Origin of the sequence: Actinomadura sp. (genome assembly GCF_044508335.1) — a bacterium.
Taxonomy (GTDB): domain Bacteria; phylum Actinomycetota; class Actinomycetes; order Streptosporangiales; family Streptosporangiaceae; genus Spirillospora.
Map to the genome: position 1 here is coordinate 10,465 of NZ_JBIQHY010000006.1, position 18,135 is coordinate 28,599.

15 protein-coding genes and 1 pseudogene are annotated in these 18,135 nt (G+C 73.3%); 2 read left to right on the forward strand and 14 right to left on the reverse strand.

Features of this window, described 5'->3' with window-relative positions:
* A pseudogene (locus ACIWVC_RS03900) lies at positions 1-583 on the reverse strand (primosome assembly protein PriA); the annotation flags it as partial.
* Between the two features lie 269 nt (positions 584-852).
* Here ACIWVC_RS03900 and ACIWVC_RS03905 point away from each other — a divergent pair.
* Positions 853-2,403: an MFS transporter gene (locus ACIWVC_RS03905; RefSeq protein ID WP_396448034.1), complete on the forward strand. Its 1,551-nt coding sequence runs from the start codon at positions 853-855 to the stop codon at positions 2,401-2,403.
* A 55-nt stretch (positions 2,404-2,458) separates the two neighbouring features.
* Here the strand turns inward: ACIWVC_RS03905 and metK are convergent, their stop codons facing one another.
* The 13 genes from metK to pyrR all read right to left on the reverse strand — a co-directional run bounded on the left by metK (position 2,459) and on the right by pyrR (position 17,073).
* Positions 2,459-3,652: a methionine adenosyltransferase gene (metK, locus tag ACIWVC_RS03910; RefSeq protein WP_396448033.1), complete on the reverse strand. Its 1,194-nt coding sequence runs from the start codon at positions 3,650-3,652 to the stop codon at positions 2,459-2,461.
* A gap of 156 nt (positions 3,653-3,808) precedes the next feature.
* Positions 3,809-5,035 carry a bifunctional phosphopantothenoylcysteine decarboxylase/phosphopantothenate--cysteine ligase CoaBC gene (coaBC, locus tag ACIWVC_RS03915; protein ID WP_396453797.1) on the reverse strand — a complete coding sequence of 409 codons (1,227 nt, stop codon included), beginning with the start codon at positions 5,033-5,035 and terminating at the stop codon, positions 3,809-3,811.
* A 69-nt stretch (positions 5,036-5,104) separates the two neighbouring features.
* The gene (gene rpoZ / locus ACIWVC_RS03920) at positions 5,105-5,359 is read right to left on the reverse strand and encodes a DNA-directed RNA polymerase subunit omega (protein WP_021597645.1); all 255 of its coding nucleotides are present in this window, start codon (positions 5,357-5,359) and stop codon (positions 5,105-5,107) included.
* Between the two features lie 27 nt (positions 5,360-5,386).
* Positions 5,387-5,998 carry a guanylate kinase gene (gene gmk, locus ACIWVC_RS03925; protein ID WP_396453828.1) on the reverse strand — a complete coding sequence of 204 codons (612 nt, stop codon included), beginning with the start codon at positions 5,996-5,998 and terminating at the stop codon, positions 5,387-5,389.
* Between the two features lie 70 nt (positions 5,999-6,068).
* Positions 6,069-6,395 (reverse strand): integration host factor, actinobacterial type, encoded by a 327-nt coding sequence (mihF, locus tag ACIWVC_RS03930; protein WP_021597647.1) that lies wholly within the window; start codon positions 6,393-6,395, stop codon positions 6,069-6,071.
* A gap of 757 nt (positions 6,396-7,152) precedes the next feature.
* On the reverse strand, positions 7,153-7,875 hold the full coding sequence (pyrF, locus tag ACIWVC_RS03935) for an orotidine-5'-phosphate decarboxylase (RefSeq protein ID WP_396448030.1): 723 nt from the start codon (positions 7,873-7,875) through the stop codon (positions 7,153-7,155).
* Positions 7,872-8,852 (reverse strand): dihydroorotate dehydrogenase, encoded by a 981-nt coding sequence (locus ACIWVC_RS03940; protein ID WP_396448029.1) that lies wholly within the window; start codon positions 8,850-8,852, stop codon positions 7,872-7,874. The genes pyrF and ACIWVC_RS03940 overlap by 4 nt, the downstream gene beginning before the upstream one ends.
* Positions 8,849-9,736 carry a dihydroorotate dehydrogenase electron transfer subunit gene (locus ACIWVC_RS03945; RefSeq protein ID WP_396448028.1) on the reverse strand — a complete coding sequence of 296 codons (888 nt, stop codon included), beginning with the start codon at positions 9,734-9,736 and terminating at the stop codon, positions 8,849-8,851. The genes ACIWVC_RS03940 and ACIWVC_RS03945 overlap by 4 nt, the downstream gene beginning before the upstream one ends.
* A 66-nt stretch (positions 9,737-9,802) precedes the next feature.
* Positions 9,803-13,165, reverse strand: coding sequence for a carbamoyl-phosphate synthase large subunit (carB, locus tag ACIWVC_RS03950; RefSeq protein WP_396453798.1), 3,363 nt, complete (start codon positions 13,163-13,165; stop codon positions 9,803-9,805).
* Entirely contained in the window at positions 13,165-14,283 is a 1,119-nt protein-coding gene (gene carA, locus ACIWVC_RS03955; RefSeq protein WP_396453800.1) for a glutamine-hydrolyzing carbamoyl-phosphate synthase small subunit, read from the reverse strand. Before carA ends, carB begins: the two co-directional genes overlap by 1 nt.
* Complete coding sequence (locus ACIWVC_RS03960; protein WP_396448025.1) at positions 14,280-15,566, reverse strand: dihydroorotase; 1,287 nt, start codon at positions 15,564-15,566, stop codon at positions 14,280-14,282. The genes carA and ACIWVC_RS03960 overlap by 4 nt, the downstream gene beginning before the upstream one ends.
* Positions 15,563-16,504 (reverse strand): aspartate carbamoyltransferase catalytic subunit, encoded by a 942-nt coding sequence (locus ACIWVC_RS03965; RefSeq protein WP_396448024.1) that lies wholly within the window; start codon positions 16,502-16,504, stop codon positions 15,563-15,565. The genes ACIWVC_RS03960 and ACIWVC_RS03965 overlap by 4 nt, the downstream gene beginning before the upstream one ends.
* Positions 16,501-17,073, reverse strand: a complete 573-nt coding sequence (gene pyrR / locus ACIWVC_RS03970) for a bifunctional pyr operon transcriptional regulator/uracil phosphoribosyltransferase PyrR (protein ID WP_396448023.1) — start codon at positions 17,071-17,073, stop codon at positions 16,501-16,503. Before pyrR ends, ACIWVC_RS03965 begins: the two co-directional genes overlap by 4 nt.
* A 426-nt stretch (positions 17,074-17,499) precedes the next feature.
* Between pyrR and ACIWVC_RS03975 the strand changes: the two genes are divergently transcribed.
* The gene (locus tag ACIWVC_RS03975; protein ID WP_021597992.1) at positions 17,500-17,994 is read left to right on the forward strand and encodes a transcriptional regulator; all 495 of its coding nucleotides are present in this window, start codon (positions 17,500-17,502) and stop codon (positions 17,992-17,994) included.
* The last annotated feature ends 141 nt before the right edge of the window (positions 17,995-18,135 follow it).

Consider the following 18,135-nt stretch of genomic DNA (forward strand, 5'->3'; position numbering starts at 1 on the left):
GATAGTCCGCCCAGACGCCGGCGTCGACCGCGGCCGGCGGCTCCGGCGGCTCGGGGGGACCGGTGGCGGGCTCGGCCTCCACCCGGGCGTGCCGGGGCGGGACGGCCAGCCGCAGCACGTCGGCGAACGAGCCCGCGTACCGGTCGGCCACCTCCCGGGCCAGCGCGGCGACCTCCGGCGTCAGGACCGGCTCGGACGAGGTGACCCGCTCCAGGTACAGCAGCTTCCCGTCGTGCCCGCTCTCGGCGGCCCGCTCCAGCAGGAACCCGTCGACGAGCTGCCCGGCGAACCGCACCCGCACCCGGCACCCGGGCACGGCCTCGGCGTCCAGCTCGGCGGGCACCAGGTAGTCGAAGGGCCGGTCGAGGTGCGGAAGGGACACGTCGACCGCGATCCGCGCCACGGGCAGCTCCGCGGCCGGGCTGCGCGCCCCCTTCTTCCGCGGCCTGGCCGCCTTCTTCCCCGCGCCCTTGCCCGCCCCCTTGCCCCCACCCCGTCCGCCGGGTTCGCCGGCGGGCGGGCGCGGGAGGTCGGCCAGCCCCGGGATCAGGTCCGCTCCCCCGCCGTCCTTCGTCACGCTCACCGTCCTACCAGACCGACCCGACAGCCGGACCGGCCCGGCGGCCGGACGCGCACGCTAGGGTTGATCCGTTTGAAGGGCGCGCGCCCGCCGGCCCATTGCCCGAGGCCCCCCTCCGCGCCCACGCCGTCCGACGAGCCCGTGCAGGCGAAGTGACCACAGCGCATACTCGAGAGCGGGCGGACGCCCCGGTCCCGCACGGATCGCCGCGCCGTCCCGCCGGCCCCCCGTCCGCATGGGCCAGATGGAAGAAGCGGGCGCGCCACCCGGTGGTGGCGGCGACGGTCGCGGCCGCCGCCCTCCACCTGGTGTGGGGGCTGTTCCTGGCGGCCGAGGGCGGGGACCTCGCCGCCCAGGCCGCGTGGACCGACTTCGCCTGGGAGCACCCCGGCGCCGCGTACAGCTTCGCCTGGTACGGCGGGATGCATCCGGCGTCCTACAGCGTGATGTCGCCGTACCTGATGGCGCTGTTCGGCATACGCACGGTCGCGGTGGTGACCGGCACGCTCTCCGCCGCCCTGACCGCGCACCTGCTGAAGAGGTTCCGGGCGCCCGTGGCGCTGCCCGCCTCGCTGTGGGCGGCGTTCGCGCTGTCGTGCAACGCCGCCTCCGGCCGCGTCACCTTCGGCCTGGGCCTGACGTTCGCGCTCATGGCGACGATCGCGGCGTTCACGCCGCGCGGCACGCCCGCCCTGCGGGCCGCGGCGATGGCGGGGTGCAGCGTGCTCGCCTCGCTCGCCAGCCCCGTCGCCGGCCTGTTCCTGCTGGTGCTGGCCGCCGCGCTGTTCCTCACCGGCCGCCGCCGCGCGGGCGTCTGCGTCGCCGTGGGCCTGCCCCTGGTGGTGGGGACGACCAGCCTGCTGTTCCCCTTCAGCGGCATTCAGCCGATCTCGCTCACCGCGATCGTGCTGCCCGCCGTGACCAGCGTCGCCGCGCTCCTGCTGTGCGCGCCGAAGAGCTGGACGTTCGTGCGCCTCGGCGCGGGCGTCTACCTGACCGGGATCATCCTGACCTGGCTGATCCCCTCCCCCGTCGGCAGCAACGTCGAGCGCCTGTCGCTGCTGTTCGGCGGGATGTTCCTGCTGTCGGCGGTGGCCCGCGCGCAGGGCACGTTCCGGATCGCCGTGCTGTCGCTGGCGTTCATCGTCACCGCGTCCTGGCAGGTCGTGAAGCCCGTCGACGACCTGATCCACACCGAGCCCGCGGCGGCCGCGGCCGGCCACGCCCGCGGCCTCGTCGCGGAGCTGGACGCGCTCGGCGCGGAGAAGGGCCGCATCGAGGTCGTGCCGCTGCGCTCCCACTGGGAGTCGTCCGGCCTCGCCCGCCACTTCGTCCTGGCGCGCGGCTGGAACCGGCAGGTCGACGCCGAACGCCACGAGCTGTTCTACGAGGACGGCGCGCTGACGCCCGGCTCATACCGCGACTGGCTGCACGAGTGGGCGGTGCAGTACGTCGTCCTGCCCGAGCAGGAGGTCGACTGGTCGGCGCAGGAGGAGGCCGCGCTCGTCGGGGGCGGCCAGCCCTACCTCACCGAGGTGTGGCGGGACGAGCACTGGCGCCTGTTCCGCGTCGCGCGCCCGACGCCGCTCGTCGACCGCCCCGCGTCCGTCCACGAGCTGAATGCCGGTGAACTCGTCGTCGACATGCCGTCCCCGGGATCCGTCCTGGTGCGGGTCTCCTGGTCGCCGTGGCTGAGCGCCACGGGCGGGGACGCCTGCCTGGCGCGCGCGGGCGACTTCATCCGGCTGACGGCGCACGGGCCCGGCCGGTACACCATCGCCGCCCGGTACGGCCTGCACCGCGGCAACCACTGCCCAGCCTGAGCGGCCCCATGGGAAAGGCCCCGGGGGCGCCCCGGGGCCTTTCCGTGCCCGCGGGTCAGAGGCCGGCGGCGGAGGCCAGGTCCTTGGCGCGGTCCGTCGACTCCCAGGAGAAGTCGGGCTCGGACCGGCCGAAGTGGCCGTAGGCGGCGGTCTGCGAGTAGATCGGGCGGAGCAGGTCGAGGTCGCGGACGATCGCGGCCGGACGCAGGTCGAACACGTCGTCGATCGCCTTCTCGATCTTCTCGGGGGCGACCTTCTCGGTGCCGAACGTCTCCACGAACACGCCGACCGGGTGCGCCTTGCCGATCGCGTAGGCGACCTGGACCTCGGCGCGGTCGGCGAGCTGCGCGGCGACGAGGTTCTTGGCGACCCAGCGCATCGCGTAGGCGGCGGACCGGTCGACCTTGGACGGGTCCTTGCCGGAGAACGCGCCGCCGCCGTGCCGGGCCATGCCGCCGTAGGTGTCGACGATGATCTTGCGGCCGGTGAGGCCGGCGTCGCCCATCGGGCCGCCGATCTCGAAGCGGCCGGTCGGGTTGACCAGCAGCCGGTAGCCCTCGGTGTCGAGGTCGAACTGGGCGAGCACCGGGTCGACCACGTGCTCCTTCACGTCCGGCGCGAGCAGCTCCTTCAGGTCGATGTCGGGAGCGTGCTGGCTGGACACCACGACGGTGTCGAGGCGGACGCCGCGGTCGCCGTCGTACTCGATGGTGACCTGGGTCTTGCCGTCCGGGCGCAGGTAGGGGACGTCGCCGCTCTTGCGGACCGCCGACAGCCGCTGCGCGAGCCGGTGCGCCAGGGTGATCGGCAGCGGCATCAGCTCGGGCGTCTCGTTGGTGGCGTAGCCGAACATGAGGCCCTGGTCGCCGGCGCCCTGCCGGTCGAGGTCGTCGACGCCCTCGCCCTCGCGGGTCTCGTAGGCGTCGTCGACGCCCTGCGCGATGTCGGGCGACTGCGCGCCGATGGACACCGACACGCCGCAGGAGTGCCCGTCGAAGCCCTTCTTGGACGAGTCGTAGCCGATCTCCAGGATCTTCTCCCGGATCACGCCCGGGATGTCCACATAGGTCTCGGTGGTGACCTCACCGGCCACATGCACCTGACCGGTCGTGATCAACGTCTCGACGGCGACCCGGCTCTTCGGGTCGTCCTTGAGCATCGAGTCGAGGATCGCGTCGCTGATCTGGTCCGCGATCTTGTCCGGGTGTCCTTCGGTCACGGACTCGGAGGTGAACAGGCGGCGAGACACGTACGTGAACTCCTTGCAGCGGCTGCTGACTGACGTCGCAGGACGGATTCTTTGTCGAGTTCGGAGGGGGACGGCGCCCCCGCCGGGGTTCCCCACGGGTGTTAGGGCCAACGGGTGTCAGGATCGGAAGTCTAGCGGGATCGCCGCCGGTCCCGGCTACGCACGATCCGGGACGGGGGGTTTCAGGCGGGCGGCCACGAGGTCCCAGACGACCTCGGCGAGCGCCTCCTTGGCGCCGCGCGGGACCTCGGTCTGCGAGCCGTCCGCGCCGAGGATCACGGCCTCGTTGTCGGGCCGCCCGAAGGTCAGGTTCTCGCCGACCCGGTTGACGACGAGGAGGTCGCTGCCCTTGCGGGCGAGCTTCGCGCGGCCGTTGGCGAGGACGTCGTCGGTCTCGGCCGCGAAGCCGACGATGACCTGGCCGGGGCGCCGGGTGCGCCCGAGCTCGGCCAGGATGTCGGGGTTCTTCACGAGCCGGATCGGCTCCGGCTCGGCGCCCTCGGCCTTCTTGATCTTCGAGCCCCGGTAGCCGGCCGGGCGGAAGTCGGCGACGGCGGCGGCCATCACGACCGCGTCGGCGCCGGCGGCGGCCGCCGCCACGGCCTTGTGCATCTCCTCGGCCGACCCGACGGGGACGACCTCGGCGCCGGCGGGGTCGGGCAGCGCGACGTTGGCGGAGACGAGGGTCACCCGGGCGCCGCGGGCCACGGCGGTGCGGGCGAGGGCGTAGCCCTGCAGGCCGGACGAGCGGTTCCCGATGAACCGGACGGGGTCGATCGGCTCCCGGGTGCCGCCCGCGGAGACCACCACGTGCCGCCCGGCGAGGTCGCGGCCGCCGGCGCCGCGGGCCAGGACGTGCCGCGCCACCTCGAACAGCTCGGCGGGGTCGGGCAGCCGGCCGGGGCCGGTGTCCTTGCCGGTGAGCCGCCCGGAGGCGGGCTCCACCACGATCGCGCCCCGGGAGCGCAGCGTCGCCGCGTTGGCCTGGGTCGCCGGGTGCTCCCACATCTCGGTGTGCATCGCGGGCGCGAACACGACCGGGCAGCGGGCGGTGAGCAGGGTGTTGGTGAGCAGGTCGTCGGCCAGCCCCTGCGCGGCCCGGGCGAGCAGGTCGGCGGTGGCGGGCGCGACGAACACCAGGTCGGCGTTCTGGCCGAGCCGCACGTGCGGCACGTCGGCGACGCCGTCCCACACCCGCGTGGACACCGGGTTGCCCGACAGCGCCGCCCAGGTGGGCTCGCCGACGAAGCGGAGCGCGTCGGCGGTCGGCACGACGGTGACGTCGTGGCCCGACTCGGTGAGCCGCCGGAGCAGCTCGCACGCCTTGTACGCGGCGATGCCGGCGCTCACGCCGAGCACGACGCGCGGCTTACGGGAGGTCATGGTGACACTGTCCCATCAGGCGCCCGCACCGGCGGCACCGGGTCGCCCGGCCGCCCGGACGCGGGACGCTCAGCCCTCGATGGGCTCGGCGTTCAGGAGGCCCTCGCGCGTCTCGCGGAGCGCGATCGACAGGGGCTTCTCCTGCACCTGGGTCTCGACGAGCGGGCCGACGTACTCCAGCAGGCCCTCGCCCAGCTGGGCGTAGTAGGCGTTGATCTGCCGGGCGCGCTTGGCCGCGATGCTCACGAGGCCGTACTTGGTGTCGACGACCTCCAGGAGCTCGTCGATCGACGGGTTGGTGATGCCCTCATTGCTGGCTGCCACTCGGTGGCCTTCCGCTGGTAGGTCTCGCTACTGTTCGGCCATCAAGGCTAGCAGCTCGTCGCACACGTCCTGGACGGACGTGTTGACGAGGGTGACGTCGAACTCCTTCTCGGCGGCGAGTTCGACGCGGGCCGCCTCGAGCCGGCGCTCGATCACCTCGGGCGGCTCGGTGCCGCGGCCGGTGAGCCGGCGGACGAGCTCCTCCCAGCTGGGCGGGGCGAGGAACACCAGCCGCGCCTCCGGCATCGACGCGCGGACCTGCCGGGCGCCCTGGAGGTCGATCTCCAGGAGGACCGGCTCTCCGCGGGCGAGGCGCTCCTCGACGGGCCGGCGCGGGGTGCCGTAGCGGTTCCCCGCGAACTCGGCCCATTCGAGGAGCTCCCCTTCGGCGACGAGCCGGTCGAAACCGGCGTCGTCGACGAAGTAGTACTGCACACCATCGGTCTCACCCGGGCGGGGGGCCCGGGTTGTCACCGAGACCGACAGCCACACCTCGGGGTGTGATCGCCGGATCTCGGCGACGACCGTGCTCTTGCCGACGCCCGACGGCCCGGAGAGGACCGTCAGCCGCCGCGCGAGCGGGCCGGGCGCTGTGGAGCCTTCCGGCGCGTCGGAGGGTGCGCCGGAGCCGGGCGGGATGGTGCCGGGCCCGGGTCGCCCCGGGCCGGCCGCGGCGGCCTGACCGCCGCGCCCGCCCGTGAGTCGCGCGTCAGCGGTTCGCACTTCCGCCGAACTCACGCTCCAGGGAGGCGCGCTGGTTGGCGCCGAGGCCCCGCACACGGCGGGACTCGGCGATGCCCAGACGCTCCATGATCTGCTTCGCACGGACCTTGCCCACGCCGGGCAGGGACTCCAGGAGCGCCGACACCTTCATCTTGCCGATGACGTCGTCGGACTGACCTTCTTTGAGAACCTCGGCGAGCGAGGTTCCCCCGTGCTTCAGCTTGTTCTTAACCTCGGCCCGCTCCTTGCGGGCCTTGGCAGCCTTCTCCAGGGCTGCGGCGCGCTGTTCGGGGGTTAGGGGCGGAAGAGCCACGCCGGGTCACCTCAGGTTTCCACTCGACGGAGTCGGACGGGTTGGGAAACTAGCGAGTTCACCACCCATTAGGCAACGTGAAGTGCCGTTTAGCCCACCATAAATTCACGAAAATCACTCCCCGGAGTGTCCTGAATACAGAGTGTACCCAATCCGGGGGTGCCGGCGGCCCATCCCCTTGCCTTGCTGGGACTTTCGCATGATCGTGAAAATCCCCCCGATCCGACCCCAAATGCGGCGCTGGGTACCCTTATGTCACTGAGGTTCGCGCGCCCTCCCGGGCCGCCCCGCCGGCCCGCCGGCGGCCTCCGCGACCGTCCCCCGCCGCCCCCTGTGAGGTCTCCCACAACCGATCCCGACCGGGTGACACTCGTCACGCCGCGCCGTTCCGCACGTCGCGGCGGCACCGTTACTGTCATCCTCGACAACAACCGACCCGCCAAGATCGTCTCCCGCTCGGAGGGCCGCGCCACCCGCCACACAGCTCCCCGCCCGCCGCCAGGGCACCGACATGGACGCGGAACGACCGGCGCTCCCGCCGGAGCCGTCCGGCCGGAATCGCCACTCCGCGTGAACGACTTCGTCGTTCGGCACGTACTCGCAATGCGAACACTCCGGCTCCGACATTCGCATGCGACTAAAACCACAATGCGCGATCCCGCACGCCCAACAACGCTCGAAACTTTCGCACCGAATGGAGTTATCTCCCATCGGGCGCCGCCGCGGAACCGCGCGCCGCGCGCGGCTGCCGCGCCGGTCAGGGGGTGTTGGCGCGGTCGGGGGCGGCGGCGGAGGTGCGGCGCAGGGCCGCGGCGATGGCCGCCGCGGCGGCGCCCGGATCGGGCGCGCCGGTGATGGGGCGGCCGATGACCAGCAGGTCGGCGCCGGCGGCGAGGGCGTCCTCGGGGGTGGCCACCCGCGCCTGGTCCTGGTTGGCGGCGCCGGCCGGGCGGACACCCGGCGTGATCAGCGTGATGCCGGGGCCGACCTCGGCGCGCACGGCGGCGGCCTCCTGCGGGGAGCAGACGAGGGCCTGCGCGCCCGCCTCGACCGAGAGCAGCGCCAGCCGGCGGACGGCGTCCGGCGCCGGCCCGGCGAGCCCGAGCGCGGTGAGGTCGGCCTCGCCGAGGGAGGTGAGGACGGTCACCGCCGCGATCCTGGTGGCGGGGGCGGCCTCCACGGCGGCGCGGATCATCGCCGGGCCGCCGGCGGCGTGCACGGTCAGGTAGGACGGCTTCAGGCGCGCCACGGCGCGGGCGGCGCCGCGGACGGTCGCCGGGATGTCGTGGAGCTTAAGGTCCAGGAAGACCTGGACGCGGCTGGCGCCGCGCACGCTGGCGACGGCGTCCGGCCCGTACCGCAGGTACAGCTCCAGGCCCACCTTGACGGTGGAGACGTGCGGCGTCACCAGGGTGGCCCAGCGCGCGGCCGTCTCCAGGTCGGGCGCGTCCAGCGCGACGGCGATGGGGGCGGCGGTCACAGCTTCTCCTTCTCGGGCTCTTGCGGGCGCACCTGGGGCGGGACGTACCCGGCGGGCTTGTGCGCGAGGCCGACGGCGTCGGCGAGGCGGCCGATGCGGCGGGCCGCGAGGGCCTCCTCCAGCTCGCGCAGGACGCGGGGGGCGGCCGCGGGGTCGTGGAACAGGGCGGTGCCGACGGCGACGGCGGACGCGCCGGCGAGGATGAACTCCAGCGCGTCCAGCCCGGTGGCGATGCCGCCGACGCCGATGATCGGGGTGCTGGGCAGCGCGGCGTGCACCTGGTAGACGCAGCGGACCGCGAGCGGCCGGATCGCGGGCCCGGACAGGCCGCCGGACACGCCGCTGAGCGCGGGCCGGAGCGTCCCCGGGTCGATCGCCATGGCCTCCACCGTGTTGATCAGGGTGAGGCCGTCGGCGCCCGCGTCGGCGCAGGCGAGCGCGATCGTGACGATGTCGGTCACGTCCGGGGCGAGCTTGGCGAAGACCGGGACGCCGGGCCGCGCGTGGGCGCGGACGGCGCGCACGACGGACGCGGCGGCGGCGGGGTGCCAGGCGAACACGCGGCCGCGGTCCTCGACGTTGGGGCAGGCGACGTTCACCTCGAGCGCGGCGATGCCGGGCACGCCCCGCAGCCGGCGGGCGACCTCGCCGTACTCCTCGACGCTGCCGCCGGCGATGGAGACGATCGTGCGGACGCCCTGCTCGATGAGCCAGGGCAGGTCGCGTTCCAGGAACGCCTCGACGCCGGGGCCCGGCAGGCCCATGGCGGTGAGGAGGCCGCTCGGGGTCTCGGTCACGCGGGGCGTGGGGCGTCCCGCGCGCGCCTGCGGCATCACCGACGTGGTGACGAACGCCCCCAGGCGGGCGGGGTCGAAGAACTGGGCGAGCTCGCGCCCCGTCCCGCCGCACCCGGAGGCCGTCATGACGGGGTTGGGCAGTTCCAGGGGCCCGAGCGTCGTCGTGACCCTGTCGCTCATTGGGAGCCCCCTTCGGAGACGCTCAGGACGCGCGGCGCGCCGAGCGCGTCGAACGGGATGGTGCCGAGGTCGCCCCAGCGGACGCGGTCGCCGCGCAGGACGGGCCCGTCCGCGCAGGCGCGCACCATGCGGGTGACGCCGTCGTCGCCGTGGACGGGGAGCATGCAGGTCATGCACACGCCGATGCCGCACGCGCCGGTCTCCCGCAGGAACTCCATGACCGACACCTGCGAGGGGAGGCCGAAGTCGCCGGCGATCTGGGTGACCGACCGCAGCAGGGCCGTGGGGCCGCAGCCGTAGACGACGTCGGCGCCGGTCTCCTCGATGACGCGGGGCAGGACGTCGCGGACGGCGCCCCGCTCCCCCATCGAGCCGTCCTCGGTGGCGACGGTCGCGCTGTCGCCGATGCGCTGCGCCATCCGGGACCCGAACACCTGCCGGGCGGACGGCCCGCCGAGCACGAAGTGGACCTGGCAGCCGCGCCGCAGCAGCGTGTCGGCGAGCGCGAACACCGCGGCGCCGCCCGGGCCGCCGCCGACGAGCAGGCAGGTGACCGGGTCGCGGGGCAGCCGGAACGGGCGGCCGAGCGGCCCGACGAGGTCGATCTGGTCGCGGGAGCGGCGGCCGGCGAGCCACGCCGTGCCGGGCTCGGTGTCGGCGAACACCAGCTCGACCGTGCCGCCGTAGTCGGACTTGACCTCGTGCACGCCGAAGCAGCGGCGGACCAGGCGGGACGTGTGCTCGCCGCCGACGGCGAGCGCCACGAACTGGCCCGGCCGGAACCGCTCGGCGACGGCCGGGGCCACCAGCGTCATCGCGTGGTAGTCCTGCACCTGGCGGACCGTCAGCACCGTCGCCGACGTCTGCACCGGCGTGTCGGACACCCGTCTCCCTCTCCTCGTCGTGCGCCGGGCGGGCCGGACGCGCCGCCCGGCCCGCCCGGCCCGTCCTCACCCGGCCGGGCCGGCGCCGGCACCGGCGGAGCCGGTGCGCCCGTGCGCGCCGCTGAGCCGCTCGGCGTGCTCCTGGAGGGAGCGGACGCCGACCTGGCCGCTCGCGACGGCCTCGATGCCCTGCACGGCCGCCGCGAGCCCCTGCACGGTCGTCACGCACGGTACGCCCCGCAGCACCGCCGCGGTGCGGATCTCGTAACCGTCGAGCCGCGGCCCGGATTGGCCGGGGCTGCCGAAGGGCGTGTTGACGATGAGGTCGACCTCGCCGTCCAGGACGCGCCGCACGATCGTGGGCTCGCCGGACGGGCCCGGACCCTCGCTGTGCTTGCGCACGATCTTGGCACGCACGCCGTTGCGGTGCAGGACCTCCGCGGTCCCTTCCGTGGCAAGAATCTCAAAGCCCAGGTCAGCGAGCCGCTTCACGGGGAACACCATGTGCCGTTTGTCGCGGTTCGCGACGGACACGAAGACGCTCCCCTTCGTCGGCAGGGAACCGCCGTAGGCGGCCTGCTGCGACTTGGCGAACGCGGTGCCGAACACCTCGTCGATGCCCATGACCTCGCCGGTGGAGCGCATCTCGGGGCCGAGGACGATGTCGACGCCCTGCCCGAGCTCGTTGCGGAACCGGTCGAAGGGCAGTACGGCCTCCTTCACCGCGATGGGCGCGTCCAGCGGCAGCGCGCCGCCGTCGCCCGCCTCCGGCAGCATGCCCTCGGCGCGCAGCTCGGCGATGGTGGCGCCCATCATGACGCGCGCCGCCGCCTTGGCGAGCGGCACGGCGGTCGCCTTGGACACGAACGGCACGGTGCGGGACGCGCGCGGGTTGGCCTCCAGGACGTACAGGACGCCCGCGGCCAGCGCGTACTGGACGTTCATGAGCCCGCGCACGCCGACGCCGCGCGCGAGCGCCTCCGTCGACTCCCGGATGCGGCGGATGTCGTCGTGCCCCAGCGTGATCGGCGGCAGCGCGCACGCCGAGTCGCCGGAGTGGATGCCGGCCTCCTCGATGTGCTCCATGACGCCGCCGAGGTAGAGCTCCTCGCCGTCGAACAGGGCGTCGACGTCGATCTCGATGGCCTCGTCCAGGAAGCGGTCGACCAGCACGGGGTGCTCGGGGCTCGCCTCCGTGGCGCGGGCCATGTACGACTCCAGCGTGGCGTCGTCGTACACGATCTCCATGCCGCGCCCGCCGAGCACGTACGAGGGCCGGACCAGGACCGGGTAGCCGATCTCGGCGGCGATCTCCAGCGCCTCCTCGTAGGAGGTGGCGGTGCCGTGCTTGGGGGCGAGCAGGCCCGCCTTGTGCAGGACGTGCCCGAACGCGCCGCGCTCTTCGGCGAGGTGGATGCTCTCCGGGGAGGTGCCCACGATCGGCACCCCGGCGTCCTTCAGCTTCTGCGCCAGCCCCAGGGGCGTCTGGCCGCCGAGCTGGACGATGACTCCGGCGACCTCGCCGGACTGCTGCTCGGCGTAGACGACCTCCAGGACGTCCTCCAAGGTGAGGGGCTCGAAGTAGAGCCGGTCGGAGGTGTCGTAGTCGGTGGAGACGGTCTCGGGGTTGCAGTTGACCATCACGGTCTCGTAGCCGGCCGCGGCCAGCGTGAAGGACGCGTGGACGCAGGAGTAGTCGAACTCGACGCCCTGGCCGATGCGGTTGGGGCCGCTGCCCAGGATGATGACCTTGGGCTTGGTCCCCGGCGGGACCTCGGTCTCCTCGTCGTAGGCCGAGTACAGGTACGGCGTCCGCGCCTCGAACTCGGCGGCGCAGGTGTCGACGGTCAGGTAGACGGGGCGGATCCCGAGCGCGTGCCGCACCTCCCTGACCACCTCCTCGGAGAGGTTGCGCAGCTCGCCGATCTGCGCGTCGGAGAACCCGTGCCGCTTGGCGCGCAGCAGCTTGTCCCTGGTGAGCGCGTCGTCGGCGGTGCGGATCTCCTCGGCGATCTCGTTGACGGCGGCGATCTGGTCGAGGAACCAGGGGTCGATGCCGGTCGCCTCGTACAGGTCCTGGACGCCCGCCCCGGCCCAGAGCGCGCGCTGGACGTCCCTGAGCCGCCCGTCGTGCGGGCGCCTGGCCGACTCGACCAGCGCCTGGGCGTCGGCGTCGCCGGCCCAGCTGAAGGACGAGTCCTTCTTCTCCAGGGACCGCAGCGCCTTCTGCAGGGCCTCGGTGAAGCAGCGCCCGATGGCCATGGCCTCGCCCACGGACTTCATGTGCGTGGTCAGGGTGCCGTCGGCCCCGGGGAACTTCTCGAACGCGAACCGGGGCACCTTCACCACGACGTAGTCGAGCGTGGGCTCGAACGAGGCGGGCGTCTCGCGGGTGATGTCGTTCGGGATCTCGTCGAGGGTGTACCCGATGGCCAGCTTCGCCGCGATCTTGGCGATGGGGAAGCCGGTGGCCTTGGACGCAAGCGCCGACGACCGCGACACCCGCGGGTTCATCTCGATGACGATCATCCGGCCGGTGGCGGGGTGCACGGCGAACTGGATGTTGCAGCCCCCGGTGTCGACGCCGACCTCGCGGATCACCGCGATCGCGACGTCCCGCATGTTCTGGTACTCGCGGTCGGTGAGCGTCATCGCGGGCGCGACCGTGATCGAGTCGCCGGTGTGCACGCCCATCGGATCGAGGTTCTCGATGGAGCACACGATGACGGTGTTGTCGGCGCGGTCGCGCATGACCTCCAGCTCGTACTCCTTCCAGCCGAGGATCGACTCCTCCAGGAGCACCTCGCTGGTCGGGGACGCGTCGAGCCCGGCGCCGGCGATGCGGCGCAGGTCGTCCTCGCCGTGGGCGAAGCCGGAGCCGCGCCCGCCCATCGTGAAGGACGGCCGGACGACGAGCGGGTAGCCCAGCTCCGCGGCCGCCGTGAGGCACTCGTCCATCGTGCGGCAGATGGCCGACCGGGCGGACTCGGCGTTCAGGCCGTGCTCCCGCGCGACCTTGGCGACGACCTCCTTGAACCGCTCGCGGTTCTCGCCGGCCTGGATGGCGTCCACGTCGGCGCCGATCAGCTCCACGCCGTACTTCTCCAGGACTCCGCCCTCGTGCAGCGCGATGGCGGTGTTCAGCGCGGTCTGGCCGCCGAGGGTGGGCAGCAGCGCGTCCGGCCGCTCCCTGGCGATGATCTTCTCGACGACCTCGGGGGTGATCGGCTCGACATAGGTGGCGTCGGCGAACTCGGGGTCGGTCATGATCGTGGCCGGGTTGCTGTTGACCAGCGTGACCCGCAGGCCCTCGGCCTTCAGCACCCGGCACGCCTGGGTGCCGGAGTAGTCGAACTCGCACGCCTGGCCGATGACGATCGGCCCGGAGCCGATGACCAGGACGGACTTGAGGTCTTCCCTGCGGGGCATCAGTCCGCCGCCTCCATCAGCTCGCAGAAACGGTCGAAGAGCCCGGACGCGTCGTGCGGGCCCGCGGCGGCCTCCGGGTGGTACTGGACGCTGAACGCCGGCCGCTCCAGGAGCCGGAGCCCCTCGACGCAGCCGTCGTTGAGGTTGACGTGGCTGACCTCGCCGGGCCCGTACGGGGTGTCGAACGGGCCGTCGGCGGGGGCGTCCACGGCGAACCCGTGGTTGTGGGCCGAGACGTCGACCTTGCCGGTCGTGCGGTCCTGTACGGGCTGGTTGATGCCCCGGTGGCCGAACCTCAGCTTGTACGTGCCGAGGCCCAGCGCGCGGCCGAAGATCTGGTTGCCGAAGCAGATGCCGAAGAACGGCGCGCCGGCGTCGAGGACGCCCTTCAGCGCCTCGACGGCGTAGCCGGCGGCGGCCGGGTCGCCGGGCCCGTTGGAGAAGAACACGCCGTCGGGGCCGAGCGCGAGGATGTCCTCGGCGGTGCTGGTCGCGGGCAGGACGTGCACTTCGCAGCCCCGCTCCGCCATCCGGTACGGCGTCATCGCCTTGATGCCGAGGTCGACGGCGGCGACCGTGTAGCGCTTCCCCCCCTTGGCGGGGACGACGTAGGGCTCGGGGGTGGAGACGTCCCGCGCGAGGTCGGCGCCCTCCATCGAGGGGCTCTGCCGCACGCGCTCCACGAGGGCGCCTTCACCGTGCGCCAGGGCGTCCGCCCCGCTGAAGATGGCGGCGCGCATCGCGCCCCTGTCGCGCAGGTGCCGCGTCAGCGCGCGGGTGCCGGGGATGGCGATTCCCACGACCCCCTGCTCGCGCAGCGCGGACCCCAGCGAGCCGGTGGCGCGCCAGTTGGACGCCACACGGGCGGGCTCGCGCACCACGTAGCCGGCCACCTGGATGCGGCGCGACTCGGAGTCCTCGCCGTTCATGCCGGTGTTGCCGATGTGCGGCGCGGTCATCGCGACGATCTGGCGGGCATAGGAGGGATCGGTGAGCGTCTCCTGGTAGCCGGTCATCCCGGTGTTGAAGACCATCTCGCCGAAGGTCTCCCCCACGGCGCCGTACGCGGTCCCGCGGAACACCCTGCCGTCTTCGAGGACGAGCAGCGCAGGGGTCATTGGAGCTTCCCTTCGAGGACGGTCGGCCGGCCGCGCAGGAACGCCGCGACGACCCGCCCGGGCAGCTCCAGCCCCGCGAACGGGGTGTTGCGGCTCTTGGAGGTCAGCGCGGACGGGTCCACGGCGCGGCGCGGCGACGGGTCGTACAGCGTGATGTTGGCGGGCGAACCTGCCTCCAGCGGACGACCCTGTCCGGAAAGGCGGCCGATTCGGGCGGGGCGGGCGGACATGCGGTCGGCGACCCCGGCCCAGTCGAGCAGGCCGGTCTCGACCATGGCCTCCTGGACGACCGGCAGCGCGGTCTCCAGCCCGACCATGCCCATCGCGGCCACGGCCCACTCGGTCTCCTTGGCCTCGACCGGGTGGGGGGCGTGGTCGGTGGCGACGCAGTCGATGGTGCCGTCGGCGAGGGCGTGCCGCAGCGCGGTGACGTCGTCGGCGGTGCGCAGCGGCGGGTTGACCTTGAAGATCGGGTCGTAGGTGCCGGCCCTGGCGTCGGTCAGCAGCAGGTGGTGCGGGGTGACCTCGGCGGTCACCGGGCAGCCCTTGCTCTTCGCCCAGCGGATGATCTCCACCGAGCCGGCCGTGGACACGTGGCAGACGTGCAGCCGCGACCCGACGTGCTGGGCGAGCAGCACGTCCCGCGCGATCACCGCCTCCTCGGCGACGGCGGGCCAGCCGCGCAGGCCGAGCGCGGCCGACATCTCGCCCTCGTTCATCTGCGCGCCCTCGGTGAGGCGCGGCTCCTGGGCGTGCTGGGCGACGACGCCGTCGAACGCCTTCACGTACTCCAGCGCGCGGCGCATGATGACCGCGTCGGACACGCAGTGCCCGTCGTCGGAGAAGACGCGCACCCGCGCGGCGGAGTCGGCCATCGCGCCGAGCTCGGCGAGCTGCTCGCCGGCGATGCCGCGGGTGACGGCCCCGACCGGCTGGACGTCGCAGTACCCGGCCTCGCGGCCGAGGCGCCACACCTGCTCGACGACGCCCGCCGTGTCGGCGACGGGATCGGTGTTGGCCATCGCGTGGACGGCGGTGTACCCGCCCATCGCGGCGGCCTTCGTCCCGGATTCGACGGTCTCGGCGTCCTCGCGGCCGGGCTCGCGCAGATGGGTGTGGAGGTCGACCAGCCCGGGGAGGGCGACGAGGCCGTCGGCGTCGACGGCCTGCGCGCCGGCCTCGTCCAGCCCGCGCCCGATCTCGGCGATCGCGCCCTCGCGGACCAGGATGTCGGCGGCCTCGCCGCCGAGGATCCGGGCGCCCCTGATGATGTACGCGGTCACTGGGAGACCTCCTGGCCGATGGCGGGCTCGGAGCCGCCGAGCAGCAGGTACAGGACCGCCATGCGTGCGCTGACGCCGTTGGCGACCTGCTCGACGATCGTGGAGCGGACCGAGTCGGCGACCTCGGCGGCGATCTCCACGCCGCGGTTCATCGGCCCGGGGTGCATGACGATGGCGTGCTCGGGGAGCTGCGCCATGCGGTCGGCGTCCAGCCCGTAGCGGCGGCTGTACTCGCGCACCGTCGGGAAGTAGGCGGCGTTCATGCGCTCCTGCTGGACGCGCAGCATCATGATGACGTCGCTCTTGGGGATGACGCCGTCGAGGTCGTACGACACCGAGCACGGCCAGGTGTCGATGGCGACGGGCAGCAGCGTCGGGGGCGCGACCACGGTGACGTCCGCACCGAGCGTGTTCAGCAGCAGGACGTTGGATCGTGCCACGCGGCTGTGCAGGACGTCGCCCACGATCGTGACGCGGCGGCCGTCCAGCCCGCCGAGGCGCTTGCGCATGGTGAGCGCGTCAAGGAGCGCCTGGGTGGGGTGCTCGTGCGTGCCGTCGCCGGCGTTGACCACGCTGCCGCGCACCCAGCCGGCGAGCCGGTGCGGCGCGCCCGAGGCGCTGTGCCGGATGACGACGCCGTCGGCGCCCATCGCCTCCAGCGTGAGGGCCGTGTCCTTCAGGCTCTCGCCCTTGGACACGCTCGACCCCTTGGCGGAGAAGTTGATGACGTCCGCGGACAGCCGCTTGGCCGCCGCCTCGAACGAGATCCGGGTGCGGGTGGAGTCCTCGAAGAACAGGTTGACGACCGTCCGGCCGCGCAGCGTCGGCAGCTTCTTGATGGAGCGGTCGGCGATCTGCGCCAGCTCCTCGGCGGTGTCGAGGACGAGCAGCGCGTCGTCGCGGGACAGGTCGGCGGCGGAGATCAGATGGCGGTTCACCGGGCACCCCCCGTCGTGCCGGGCGCGGGTCCGAGCAGGACCGCGTCGCGCCCGTCGTTCTCCTCGAGCAGGACCTTCACGGTCTCGCGCATCGAGGTGGGCAGGTTCTTGCCCACGTAGTCGGCGCGGATGGGCAGCTCCCGGTGCCCGCGGTCGACCAGCACGGCCAGCTGGACGGCGCGGGGCCGGCCGAGGTCGTTCAGCGAGTCGAGCGCGGCGCGCACGGTACGGCCCGAGAACAGCACGTCGTCGACCAGCACGACGACCTTGTCGTCGACGCCGCCGGGCGGCAGCTCGGTGCGGCCGAGGGCGCGGGCGGGCCGCATCCGCAGGTCGTCGCGGTACATGGTCACGTCGAGCGAGCCCCACGGCACCGGGCGGCCCTCGACCTCGCGCAGCGCCCCCGCCAGCCGCTCGGCCAGCGTCACGCCGCGGGTCTGGATGCCGAGCAGCAGGACGTCGTGGCCGCCCTTGGTGCGCTCGAGGATCTCGTGTGCGATGCGGGTCAGCGCGCGCCTGATGTCGGGACCCTCCAGAACGGCCTTGGGCCGGGGATCACCGTCCGCCACGCGCTGCTCCTGTCCGGAGGCAGCATTCACCGCCGAAACCTCCTTCCCCGCCTCACGGGACGGGCCTTAAAGGACGTTGTGTCGCCCCCACGTTAGCAGCAGGCCCGGACCGGCCCGCCCCCGGACCGGTCCACGTCTTCGCAGGTGAGAGGCGTCACATTCGATCACCGGCCGGCGGGCGTGACCGACCCGGCACGCCGCGTCGGCACGGGGAGGCGGCGATCCGGACGGCCCGGATCGAGACCTGCGGATTCGACCGCTTTTTTCCAATCAGCTTGACCTGGGGCCGTACCCGTTTTACCGTCACTGTCCGTAACCATCCCTGGAGACAGACTCTTGAGGCCCCCTGGCTTCGTGAATCTGTCTCCCCCCGGTGACAACGACCGGGGTCCCGACGACGCTGAAAGTGAGCCTGGGGGGCCGAGAATGCCGTCTGAATACGCTAAGGCTCTCGGCGCGCGCCTGCGCGCCATCCGCACCCAGCAGGGCCTGTCCCTGCACGGGGTGGAGGAGAAGTCACGCGGCCGCTGGAAGGCCGTCGTCGTGGGTTCGTACGAGCGGGGCGACCGCGCCGTCACCGTTCAGAAGCTGGCCGAGCTCGCCGATTTCTACGGCGTGCCGGTTTCCGAGTTGCTGCCCGGCGGAGCCGCGCCGAGCCCGCTCGGGCCAACACCCAAGCTCGTGATCGATCTAGAGCGGTTGCAGCAGCTTCCGAAAGACAAGGCCGGTCCTCTCGCCCGCTACGCCGCGACGATCCAGAGCCAGCGGGGCGACTACAACGGAAAGGTCCTGTCCATCCGCCAGGAAGACCTGCGTTCACTCGCGGTCATCTACGACAAGTCCCCGACCGAGCTGACCGAAGAGCTGATCGGCTGGGGCGTCCTCGACCCGGAGGCGCGCCGCGCCGTCGAGTCCTTCTGATCCGCCCGCACCACCGAGACGGGGCCCGGCGTCGCCGGGCCCCGTTCCGCGTCGCGGGGCGTTCCGGGCAGCGGGCGTTCCGGGTTGCGGCGCCGTCCAGCGCCGAGGCCGCTCGTCAGAGCGCCTCCACGGCGCGCCGCC

Coding starts and splice junctions, on each gene's coding strand:
- coaBC (WP_396453797.1), bottom strand. CDS start 5,035: ATGACCTCCCGTAAGCCGCGCGTCGTGCTCGGCGTGAGCGCCGGCATC.
- ACIWVC_RS03940 (WP_396448029.1), bottom strand. CDS start 8,852: ATGAGCGACAGGGTCACGACGACGCTCGGGCCCCTGGAACTGCCCAAC.
- carB (WP_396453798.1), bottom strand. CDS start 13,165: ATGCCCCGCAGGGAAGACCTCAAGTCCGTCCTGGTCATCGGCTCCGGG.
- carA (WP_396453800.1), bottom strand. CDS start 14,283: ATGACCCCTGCGCTGCTCGTCCTCGAAGACGGCAGGGTGTTCCGCGGG.
- ACIWVC_RS03975 (WP_021597992.1), top strand. CDS start 17,500: ATGCCGTCTGAATACGCTAAGGCTCTCGGCGCGCGCCTGCGCGCCATC.